The sequence below is a fragment of the Psychrobacter sp. SHUES1 genome, assembly GCF_001652315.1.
In the GTDB taxonomy this organism is placed as follows: domain Bacteria; phylum Pseudomonadota; class Gammaproteobacteria; order Pseudomonadales; family Moraxellaceae; genus Psychrobacter; species Psychrobacter faecalis.
Genome location: NZ_LXWA01000051.1, coordinates 1 through 11,360 on the forward strand (window position 1 = coordinate 1; position 11,360 = coordinate 11,360).

10 protein-coding genes are annotated in these 11,360 nt (G+C 44.7%); all 10 read right to left on the minus strand.

Annotated features, from left to right (window positions below; all coding sequences use genetic code 11):
• Positions 1-230: transposase (locus tag A7325_RS14120; protein WP_197488879.1), on the minus strand; the 230-nt coding region annotated here is incomplete at its 3' end.
• Positions 154-543 carry a transposase gene (locus A7325_RS13985; RefSeq protein WP_068406091.1) on the minus strand — a complete coding sequence of 130 codons (390 nt, stop codon included), beginning with the start codon at positions 541-543 and terminating at the stop codon, positions 154-156. The genes A7325_RS13985 and A7325_RS14120, both read right to left, overlap by 77 nt.
• 127 nt (positions 544-670) lie before the next feature.
• Complete coding sequence (locus tag A7325_RS06775) at positions 671-1,153, minus strand: hypothetical protein (protein WP_068406095.1); 483 nt, start codon at positions 1,151-1,153, stop codon at positions 671-673.
• A 92-nt stretch (positions 1,154-1,245) separates the two neighbouring features.
• A complete protein-coding gene (locus A7325_RS06780; protein WP_068406098.1) occupies positions 1,246-2,088 on the minus strand; it encodes a sulfite exporter TauE/SafE family protein in 843 nt (280 codons plus the stop codon).
• A 61-nt stretch (positions 2,089-2,149) separates the two neighbouring features.
• A complete protein-coding gene (locus tag A7325_RS06785; protein WP_068406101.1) occupies positions 2,150-2,641 on the minus strand; it encodes a flavin reductase in 492 nt (163 codons plus the stop codon).
• Between the two features lie 103 nt (positions 2,642-2,744).
• A complete protein-coding gene (locus A7325_RS06790) occupies positions 2,745-3,791 on the minus strand; it encodes a methionine synthase (RefSeq protein ID WP_068406103.1) in 1,047 nt (348 codons plus the stop codon).
• A 98-nt stretch (positions 3,792-3,889) separates the two neighbouring features.
• Positions 3,890-4,912, minus strand: a complete 1,023-nt coding sequence (locus tag A7325_RS06795; protein ID WP_068406106.1) for a DUF1852 domain-containing protein — start codon at positions 4,910-4,912, stop codon at positions 3,890-3,892.
• A gap of 517 nt (positions 4,913-5,429) precedes the next feature.
• Positions 5,430-8,528, minus strand: coding sequence for an efflux RND transporter permease subunit (locus A7325_RS06800; protein ID WP_068406109.1), 3,099 nt, complete (start codon positions 8,526-8,528; stop codon positions 5,430-5,432).
• On the minus strand, positions 8,525-9,832 hold the full coding sequence (locus A7325_RS06805; protein ID WP_068406112.1) for an efflux RND transporter periplasmic adaptor subunit: 1,308 nt from the start codon (positions 9,830-9,832) through the stop codon (positions 8,525-8,527). The genes A7325_RS06800 and A7325_RS06805 overlap by 4 nt, the downstream gene beginning before the upstream one ends.
• A 361-nt stretch (positions 9,833-10,193) precedes the next feature.
• Positions 10,194-11,288, minus strand: a complete 1,095-nt coding sequence (locus A7325_RS06810) for an OmpW/AlkL family protein (protein WP_068406115.1) — start codon at positions 11,286-11,288, stop codon at positions 10,194-10,196.
• Positions 11,289-11,360: the final 72 nt, after the last annotated feature.

Genomic DNA, 11,360 nt, shown 5'->3' on the forward strand with positions numbered 1-11,360 from the left:
CTGCTTAACGGCCGGTTCTGCCATGCGGTGATGTCGTCTATGATGTTGTTAGTGACTCTTGAGACAAGAGAGCTTGAGATATCGACGTCGTAAAGCTCTTTGATACTCTCTACAATCTCGGTGGTGGTTTGACCCTTGGCGTATGAGCGAGGATCAGCAAGTGTCTGGGAGACACTTGCCCGAAGCGCAAGACGTAAGGCTATGCCTGTAGTGAAATATGATCTTGTCATCAAGGCCTGAGATACGGGTTTGATGCTTACGCACTAACGCAGGTTCAAAGTCACCATCACGGTCTCTTGGAGTGGAGATCTCAAGGTCGCCTGTGTCGCTACGGACGGTCTTTTTAGTATGACCGTTGCGCTTATTAGGCTTGTCTGCTTTTTCATGCTTGGGGTATCCAAGATGGTCTTCCATCTCAGCTTCTAAGGCAGTGTCGATAAAAGATTGCATGAGCTGCTTTTGAAAGTCTTTGATGTCATCAAAGCTGTTCATGCTACCAGCCATTTGCTCGGCCAGTTTTTTAAGGTCAGATTGAGTAGTCATTGCTTATTCTCCTGTTAGTGGATTATAAGCAGTTACACAGAGTTTGGGAAACTCCCAAAAAATTTCAATAATTTGGATATATCTCAGTATAAATATTATATGCAGCAGCAAAGTAACCCAGAGTTGATTATGTCCCTATTTCAATTTCAGAGTCAGCCTTATTTAGGTTGTCGCAAATGTCTTTTGTGACCTCAAAACTAGCCACTTTACTATCATCTAAATCGTAATAACTATACTGATAATCAAATCCCTTATTTATCCCTTGCATAACTTCTGCTTCTGCACAGGCTAACTTAGTATGTTCATCGCGCATTGCCGTTTCAATCTCTTTTCTTTTAGAAGCATTATAATCAGATATCTTTAGCCGATAGCCGAAAGTAACCGTTTTTCCATCAAAATCAATTTTTTCTAACGTAGTAACTTCATCAATTACGCTTGGCAGCTCTCTTTTTAACGTATCGATCTTACGATACATCTCCTGCGTATCACGTTCGTGATTGCTAGCTGTGGTAACCTTTTCATCATGAGCTAAAACCGAATTATTATCCGAACAGGCAATGACTGTGAGAAAAGATAAAAGTAGAATCAATGCTTTAAGTTTATTGAACATAATTATCTTTATTGAACCTAATTAGCCAAAATAATATGATTAGGGCGCATCCTCATTCTAAAGAGAATACGCCCCATTATACAAATATATATTTAGACCAGCCCTTTATATAGAAAATAAAACCCCACCACCGTTAATAATATCGCAAAGCATTTTTTTAACAATTCTGGCGATAATATATGCGCGACTTTCGCGCCCAACTTGGCGGTAAAAAAGCTCATAATACTAATGCCTAAAAAAGCATAAACATGGACAAAACCAATGGTATTGGGCACATTGACTTGCTGCTGCATGCCAAAAAACATGAAACCTAACGCACCGGCAATGGCAATCGGCAATCCGCACGCCGCTGAGGTCCCAACCGCTTTTTGCATCACCACATTATAACGCGTGAGATAAGGCACCGTTAAGCTGCCACCGCCAATACCAAATATAGCAGAAGCGATACCAATAACGCCGCCTGCTGCTAATTGCTTAGGTTTTGACGGTAGTAATGGGTTGGCGTAGTTGGCGCTACTGACATCATTAGCGCCATTAGAATGATTAGCAACTGGCTTTTTACCAGTAAAAAACATCTTATAAGCAACCCACAGCAAAAATACCCCAACAATCAGCTGAAGATACAACCCAGATATCTGCCCTGCGATTCCCGCGCCTAAGAAACAACCTAGCGCTAAACCTGGTGCCAGATTTTTAAACACCGGCCACATCACAGCGCCTTTTTTATTGTGTGCCATAAGCGAGCTGATAGAGGTGACAGTAATAGTCGCCAATGACGTCCCTAATGCTAAATGCATAATGCTGTCAGGGCTGTAATCCATTTGGGTAAAAACGACAAACAATAAAGGCACAATAATCGTGCCACCGCCCACACCAAAAAGCCCGGCAGCAAATCCTGCTAGCGCGCCTATTATTAAAAAAATGAGTATTTCCACAGGATAGTTACTTCTCAGTTAGCTATAGTTTTAGTTAAATAACAAGGGCTTTAAAAGTAGGTTAAACGATTTCTGTTTGACCCACTTGATGGTACGAGCGATTGAAATACACCAAACTTTCATCGCTCACACCTTGTTTGATGGCGACCACGCGGCACATAAAAATACTGTGTGTGCCGACTTGTTGAATGTCATCAATTTCACAATCAAAACTGACTAGCGCATCCTCTAAAACAGGGGCACCTGTGGTTAATGTCGTCCAAGCACCGTGACAAAAACGCTCTTCTGAGCATAGTTTGGAGGCAAAGGCATTAGATATGGGTTCGTGCTGCGTACCTAAGACATTGACACTTAACGTTTTGTTTTCAAGAAAATGTTCGTGTGAGCGCGAGCTCTGATTCATACAGACAAGCAAGGTTGGCGGTGTATCGGTCACGCTACAGACCGCCGAGGCGGTAAACCCATGACAGCCAGAGTCACCTTTTGTGGTGATCACATTGACCGCTGTCGGTAATAGAGACATGGCATCTCTAAAATCAGTTGCTTCAATCATGACTTAACTCCTAAATTTTAATCTTTAAGTACTTTAATCTTTAAGTACATTGATAACTGAGGTCACTCATGGGTTTAAACAAGGTAAGCTTTGTTAAGAAATGCTAAACGCTAAGCTCTTTACGTACAATAGCTGCACCTGCGCTCAAGGCTTGCAATTTGCCGCGTGCAACTTGGCGCGATAACGGTGCCATGCCGCAGTTGGTCGAAGGATAAAGCTTATCTGCATCGACAAATTGCAGCGCTTTACGTAACGTATCTGCTACTTCTTCCGGTGTTTCGATATTATTGGTTGCCACATCAATGGCGCCGACCATTACCTTTTTACCGCGAATCAGTTCAATCAAATCCATCGGTACATGCGAGTTTTGACACTCCAAAGAGACGATATCAATATTTGACTGCTGCAGTTTTGGAAAGGCTTGTTCATATTGACGCCACTCTGTCCCTAAAGTTTTTTTCCAATCGGTATTGGCTTTGATACCGTAGCCGTAGCAAATATGCACCGCCGTTTCACATTTTAGACCTTCAATAGCACGCTCTAAAGTGGCAATACCCCAGTCGTTAACATCATCAAAAAACACGTTAAACGCTGGTTCATCGAATTGAATGATGTCCACACCAGCCGCTTCTAAATCTTTCGCTTCTTGATTTAAAATTTTGGCAAATTCCCAAGCCAGTTTTTCACGGCTTTTATAATGACCATCATATAAGGTATCAATCATCGTCATTGGGCCGGGCAACGCCCATTTGATAGGTTGATCGGTTTGCGAGCGTAAAAATTTGGCATCGTCAACAAACACAGCTTTTTGGCGACTTACGCTACCCACAACTGACGGAACACTTGCCTCATAACGATTGCGAATTTTAACCGTTTCACGCTTTTCGAAATCGACACCATCAAGATGTTCAATAAAGGTAGTCACAAAATGCTGACGTGTCTGCTCGCCATCACTGACGATATCAATCCCTGCCTGCAATTGCTCTTGTAATGACACCCGTAGCGCATCTTGTTTGGCTTCGAGCAGTTGCTCGCCCTCTAAAGCCCAAGGTGACCAAATTTTTTCCGGTTCAGCTAGCCAAGACGGTTTTGGCAAGCTGCCAGCGGTTGATGTCGGTAATAATCTTTGTGTCGATAATAATAGTGTCATAGGATTTGTCTTCTTATTTTTTGGTGTTCTCATTTCGGCTAAATTGAACGCATCTAGGTTGAACGCATCTAGGTTGAACGCATCTAGATTGAAAATAGTTAGGCAGCGTATTCTTTATCTGCACACGCTTCCGACGTGCGCTCATTAACATCAAAGCTTGTCGCCCATTCTTCAAGAATCGCTTGGTAAGGCTTGATAAATTGCTCTTGTGTAAACTTACCTTGCTTCACTGCCATCTGGCTACGCTCTTCACGGTCATAAACGATTTGCGTCAGTGAATAATCTTGGTACTTCAAACTGGGCTGATATACCTGACCTGCCGTCGAGTTGGCATTATAAATTTCAGGACGGTAAATCTTTTGGAAGGTTTCCATAGTTGCAATCGCACTGATGAGCTCAAGATCGGTGTAGTCACTCAGCAAGTCACCGGCAAAATAAAACGCTAAAGGTGCGACACTACCGGCCGGCATAAAATAGCGCACGGTTAAGCCCATTTTATGAAAATAATCGTCAGTTAAAGAATATTCGTCTTGTCGGTATTCAACCCCTAACACCGGATGCTGGTTAATCGTACGATGATAGGTTTTACTGGTCGATACACTTAGGCAAATGACCGGCTGTTTGGTAAAGTTGGCTTGATAGGTTTCTGAATTCAATAAATACTGAAACAGTTTGCCATGTAAGTCACCAAAATCTGCCGGCGGTGGCGATGACGGGTTTTTATCGAAATGCTCTAATAGGACAACGCTAAAGTCATAATCGCGTACATAAGAGGAAAAGCTATTACCAATCATACCGTCGATACGGGTATTGTCTTTATGGTCGACGATCGTGGTTTTTAGCGTTTCGATGACCGGAAAAGTATCGCCATTACCTTCAATATCTAAATCTGCTGAAATAATATCAACTTCAACAGAGTAACGGTCGGCGGCTGGGTTGTCCCAATGCGCCAAAGCGTTAAAACGATTATTAATCATTCTTAGTGTTTTACGCAGATTTTCTTCACGCTGCTCACCGCGCGCCAAATTGGCAAAGTTCGTGGTCAGACGCGTGCTATCTGCCGGATGATAGTTTTCATCAAAACGAATGCTCGAGATCGAATATGTAAATTGTTTACTCATGATAATCCGCTACCCTATTCTCATTGTGTGAGATAAAACCAAATTTGTATATGAGATAAATCATACCCGAACGCGATCATGAATAAAAATGATACTATTTAAATCTAAGATGAGTTAAATTCACGTTGATAAGACAAGGTTATGGAATAGGACTTGATAACTAGGAGCGTGGCAGAAGATTTTATGAATAATGATATTTTGAGTGATTTTTTTGCATTAGAAGATAATTAACATGCTATATTCACGTAAAAGAATTTAAGGTAGTTAATTATGGATGATAAAAAATTTCTCTGGCAGGCATTATGCGTGAGCGCTCTAATTTTTATATTAACAGCCATGCTTGCGGTTAGGTTTTTAGATATGTTGTAGTCAGCATGGCTTTAATTTGAGCTATGCCTTAAGTTTAGGCAATATTTTGGAAGGTCAATAATACTCCTAACCCTTATTATTAACAGGGTGCAAAACCCTAGATCAACCAATTCCTATTTGATTGACCCAGCAGCTTTACTAGTACGAATTATTTTTCAATAACGACGCTTTCCTTCTCTTTACCATGCGGTATCAACCATTTGCCAAACCATCCTGATAAGTCATCCATCAAGGTATAAACCACGGGAATGACTACGAGGCTTAATAAGGTTGAGGTCACCAAACCACCCAATACCGCGGCAGCCATCGGACGACGGAAAGTAGGATCAGCATCGCCCCAGCCAAATACCAGCGGCATCATGCCAGCGCCCATCGCAATGGTGGTCATAATAATTGGCCGCGCACGCTTACGACAAGAATCGATAATGGCATCAAAACGCGCCAAGCCTCGGCGCTGAGCAATCAAGGCATAATCGACTAATAAGATAGAGTTTTTGGTGGCGATGCCCATCAGCATGATAAAACCAATCATCGATGGCATCGACAGACTACTCTTGGTAATAACCAAGCCGACAAAAGCGCCACCGATAGACAACGGTAGAGCCATCAAAATGGTAAATGGCTGCAATATCCGCCCAAATAATAAAATCAGTACACCTAAGATACAGACCACACCGACAGACATCGCAATCACAAAGCCGCTAAATAGCTCAGCCATGTTTTCGGCTTGTCCTTGATCGATAATAGTAATAGAGGTCGGTAGTTGCTGCATACTGGGTATGGCTTTTACTGCTTGCACCAAGTCACCAAGCTCGCCATTGGCAGGCTGCACGGTGATACTAATCGCCCGCTCACGATCAAGGCGGCTGATTTGCGCAGGTCCGGTACCAAAGTTTAACGATGCAACTTCACCTACCCGTACACCTTGTCCCGGTGGCAATGCATTTGGGACATATAAGCCTTCTAATTGACTGACGTTTTGTTTGGCAACATCTGGCAGGCGCACCACGATAGGAATCTGGCGTGTATCGAGATTGAGCTTAGATAACCGCTGCTCATAGTCACCAACAGTCGCCACACGTAAGGTGGTGGCGATATCTTGCGTGGTCACGCCTTTATCTGCCATCGCTAGTCTGTCTGGAGTTACCGTTAGCTCTTGACGCGGTAGACTACGATCACTGGTGACAGCGCCGGCACTTGGTAACGCCCGAATCTCTGCCATTATTTGCTGCGCGGTTTGCTCAAGTAAACGCGGGTCGGTACTGGTCAAAGAAAAATTATAACCGGTCTCACCGCCACTCGATAAACCAACGGTAAAGCGTGCGCCGGGTACTTCTGAGAGCATGCTGCTTATTTGCCGTTCAATCTCTTGCTTAGAGCCACGCTCTGCGCGTGGGGCCAATACGATATCTAAGCCTGCGATATTTTCAGCTTTGCCGCCAGAGCTGGCTTCCATTGCCGCTTGCGCTTCGCCTACCGAGGTGAAAATATGGCTCACTTCAGGCATGGCCAATATACGCTCACTGGCCATCGCCGCCACACGTTCGGTATCTTCTAGCGCCACATCTGGCGTTAGCTCAATTTCAACCCGCGTTTGGTCAATATCATTATCAGGAATAAAGGACGTTGGTAGTAATTTCACCAAGGCAAGTGATGCTACAAACAAGAGTAATGTCGCACCCATGGTAATCCAGCGATGATGCAGCGTCCAAGAGACCACTTTTAAATACCAATCCATGAGCGCGCTTTGTTTTTCGACATGCTTTTTTTCTGGGCGCAATATATAAGCGGCCATCATCGGAGTGATAAGACGCGCGACCATTAACGATGCAAATATCGATAAGGCGGCAGTCCAACCAAATTGCCGGAAAAACTGCCCGACAATACCGCCCATAAAAGCTGTCGGTAAAAATACCGCAATGAGAGTAAATGTGGTCGCGACGACTGCTAAACCAATCTCATCAGCTGCTTCCATCGCAGCTTCATAAGGCGTCTTGCCCATGCGCAAATGGCGGATAATATTTTCAACTTCTACAATCGCATCATCGACTAAGACGCCAATGACCAATGACAGTGCTAATAAGGAGATAATATTTAAGCTAAAGCCAAATAAGTACATACCTAAAAAAGTAGGAATAACCGACAACGGCAACGCCACGGCTGCCACAAAAGTCGCGCGGATATTGCGTAAAAATAAGAACACCACGACGACTGCAAGTAAACCACCTTCTATTAGCATGCGTAACGATGCTTTGTAATCTTCGGCAATTGGCGTGGCTCTATCGTAGACTTTTTCAATATCGATATTGCCGACATCGGCTGACAGCTTGGCAAGCTCGGCGTCAACCAGCTCCATCACCTCAACCTCACTGGCACCGCGCGAACGGGTGATATTAAATGCCACCACTGTTTGCCCATCAAGCTTAGCAATCGAGCTTGGATCAGCAGCACCATCGGTGATTTGTGCCATACGTCCAAGCGCTTGCGTACCACCTGTCGGTACCGCGACTTGTAAATTGTTCAAATCACTGGCACGTTCAACCGCCCCAAGTACCCGAATAGTCTGGGTGGTTTTACCTACTTCCGCTTCACCGCCTGAGCTGTCTTGTTGAATACCAGTGATTTGTTCTGATAGCTGAGCGATAGGATATTTCAAACCGCTCAACACAATCGGGTCGGCAGCAACGGTGATTTCACGTTGCAAACCACCGATGCGGCTAACGGTACTGACCCCTGGAATATCGGATAAACGCTTGGTGACCGTATCATCGACGAACCAAGACAAATCCTCGACATTCATATTGTCAGAGGCAACCGAGTAAGTGACGACGGGAAACCCAGCCGTTGAGACTTTGGTAATGATGGGGTCATTGGCAGCAGCTGGCAAATCGCCACGTACTTCACCGACCGCCGAACGTACATCATCGACCGCTTCTTGTATGTCTTTTTCTAGGACAAACTCGGTGACCATGGTCGCGGCACCCGTTTGTAGGGTGGTACGAATATGCTTAACGCCCTCAATACTGGTGAGCTTATTTTCTATCTTTTTGGCAATGTCGTTTTCGAGCTGCGATGGCGCGGCTCCCGGCAAGGTCACCGTCACCACCACCGCTGGCAGGTCAATATCGGGGAATTGCTGCACCTTCATTTGCATAAAACCGTAGATGCCGCCCAAGGTCAGCAGCACAAACAGCAAGATGGCAACTAAAGGATTTCTAATCGAGTAAGCGGAGACATTTAAACTCATGAGCGCGCCTGCGTGGCTGTGCCAGTTTGGCTGACTGATGTATCATTGGCGGTATTTAGGCCATCAACCACACGTACCAAGTCGCCGTCGTTTAAAAAGCTACCGCCCTGCTTTACCAGTCGGCTGTCTGCTGGTAGTGGCTCTGCCAGCGCTACACTATCACCAAAGCGCTCACCCAAACTCACGCGTTGTTGCTTGATACGGCCAATGTTTTGACCGTCTTGGCTCTTAATATTGGTCACTAGCATCACGTAATCATAACCGTCATTGCTGACGATAGCGCTATTGGGCACCGTTTGCGCGCTGGTACTACCCAATAAAAACTCGCCCGTTTGGTACATGCCCGCGCGTACTTTTGAGTTTGCAGCAAGGCTAGCATAAATGGTGATTTGGCGATTATCATCAGCCGTTGGCGCAATACGATTAACCTTACCCATAACCGAATCGCCGGCTGGCAAGCTGACGCGCACTGGCGTGCCAACACTGACTTCACCAAGAAGTTTAGGATCGATATCAGCACGCCACTCTAAAATACCGCCTTTAATAATAGTAAATAAAGGCTCACCACCAGCAACCATACCGACTTCCGCCATTTTTTCACTGATGACACCGCTTACCGGTGCGACCACATTGGCATTTTTCACGCTCAAGCGCTGGGTACTAAGACGGGCTTTAGAGGCTTGCAATGCCGCCTCTGCCTGTAGTTTTGAGGTACGATAGCGATCCGCTTCTTGCCTACTGATGGCATCAATCTCAATCAATGGCAGGACACGAGCGGCATCGGCAGTTGCATTGGCAAGCGTTGCTTCGGCTTCGGCAACATCGGCCTCCGCCTGCAAGACTTGCTGCTGCATGGCATCGGTATCAAATATCGCCAGGACTTGCCCCGCTTTAACGCGATCGCCTTCTTCAACCAACACCTGCTCGATAGCCACACCATTTACTTTAGGGCTGACATTGGCGACATCTTTGGCACTGATGGTGCCGTCAGCGCTTAAGGTATTACCAATACTGTCTTGGCTTGGCATCACCGTTTCGACCGAAAGCACTGCCTGCTGATTGCTGCTCTCCTTTAGGTCAGCGTTTGCGCTTTGTGCCTTGTTAGCCGCTGGTGAATCAACACTCGCATCTTTATCGCCGCCCCAATACTTACCGACCAAAACCCCAATCACAAGGACTACGGCTAATACTGGCAATAACCACCAAGGATATTTCGATGATGATTTGGGCGCACGTGCATCCGCTTGGCGGTAAGGTGGTAGCTCAGACTCAACTGGTCGCTGTTTGTCTTCAACATCGCTCATGATAACTCTCTGTCAATACAGGCAATTAGAAAGGGTATAAAGTTAGAAAATTATAGCTAAAAAAGGGGCTATTTATGATTACAATAGTCTATAAATTTATTGAGGATAGCATATATTAAGTCATCATCTTATTTTTATATATCGTGTTTTAGCTTCGTAAGTCTGCTTCTATTAATAGTAGGATGGGCGTAAAACTGGCAAAGCGAAGCGGATAAAAATGATAACTAAGTAAAACGACTGCTTGATAAATTTGTCTAAATCAAACTTCTTTTTTAACTTTTAAAAAGCACAACGCACATCCCTAAGAATGTGCGCTATATTTATCAAGATGCTACTAACTTAATGTTTCTTAACTCGTTTATTAAAAACGATAGCCAACGCCAAGATAGGTAATATACGGATCGATATCAAGGTTGGTTTTCGCTCGAATCAACTCTTCACCACTATCGTTTTGAACGGTGATGGTCGTATCACTATCGAGTTTTGCATAGGATACAGAACCAACGCCAAACCATTTGTCATTAAAATCATAAGTCGCGCCAATTGTCACGATAGGTGCAAAGGCGCTGTCTGCTTCAACGTCGACGCTCATGCCCTGAGTCGATTTTACATTTTCTAATGCAGCGCCCGCTTTCCCATCCTTAATATTTTGGATTTGATGACCAGCCATTTCTAAATCGTTACGAATACCGTCATTGAGCTCGATATCATTAAAATAAGCATACATCACCCCTGCGCCGACATAGGGGCGAAATTTATTGACCCCAGATTTGCCAAATTGATATTGCACCCCAGCTGCTGGCAGCCACGCGCGAGCGCTTGAAGATACCCCGCCGCCTTGAGTTAAATCAGTAATGGGAATATTTTTGGAAATATCAAAATCGCCCAATAATCCGCCTGCAATACCGCTAGGACTGACTTTGCCCGAGAGCGGTGCATATACTTGCCCTTGCCCTAAAATATCAACTTTGGGCGGTATACCGGCTTTGACCTCAATCGACCAATGATCATTCATATAATAGTTAAATAACAGACCAAACGTATCGACATCATCGGCCTCAAGTCCAGTACCAGCACTGGTCCAACTCTCTAAGCCATTAATTTTGGTCGTACCAGAAACGTCACCTAATATTGTAACGTCGGACAAATCCGTTTCCGCTCCTAAACCCTTTAATGTGCCATCTATGAAGCCGAAACGGTCTTGATCTTTCACCAATACCTCTCGCACCGTTTTTACTTTTACACTGCCATTATCGGCAACCGTACCATCTTTGGCAGCGGTCGTAGTTTGCATTGGATTGGCTTTGCCTTGCGGAGAAGCGTGCAACCAACCAGCCGAAACAGAAAAGCGTTTGAAACTACCATCGGTTTTGAAATAATCAAACTCGGCAACAGCGGATTGGCTGAATAATAATGGTGCGGCGATAGCGCAAGCGAGGGTTAACGTCTTGTTCATGATACATCCTTGTAAAAAATTCAGGCCGTTAATTAAAAGCATGAATGGCACAGTAATGACGAAGCAAATCAG

What these genes read in the sequence shown, in the direction of transcription:
- A7325_RS06795 (WP_068406106.1), bottom strand. Translation starts at nt 4,912, where the DNA reads ATGAGTAAACAATTTACATATTCGATCTCGAGCATTCGTTTTGATGAA.
- A7325_RS06790 (WP_068406103.1), bottom strand. Translation starts at nt 3,791, where the DNA reads ATGACACTATTATTATCGACACAAAGATTATTACCGACATCAACCGCT.
- A7325_RS06785 (WP_068406101.1), bottom strand. Translation starts at nt 2,641, where the DNA reads ATGATTGAAGCAACTGATTTTAGAGATGCCATGTCTCTATTACCGACA.
- A7325_RS13985 (WP_068406091.1), bottom strand. Translation starts at nt 543, where the DNA reads ATGACTACTCAATCTGACCTTAAAAAACTGGCCGAGCAAATGGCTGGT.
- A7325_RS06810 (WP_068406115.1), bottom strand. Translation starts at nt 11,288, where the DNA reads ATGAACAAGACGTTAACCCTCGCTTGCGCTATCGCCGCACCATTATTA.
- A7325_RS06805 (WP_068406112.1), bottom strand. Translation starts at nt 9,832, where the DNA reads ATGAGCGATGTTGAAGACAAACAGCGACCAGTTGAGTCTGAGCTACCA.
- A7325_RS06800 (WP_068406109.1), bottom strand. Translation starts at nt 8,528, where the DNA reads ATGAGTTTAAATGTCTCCGCTTACTCGATTAGAAATCCTTTAGTTGCC.
- A7325_RS06775 (WP_068406095.1), bottom strand. Translation starts at nt 1,153, where the DNA reads ATGTTCAATAAACTTAAAGCATTGATTCTACTTTTATCTTTTCTCACA.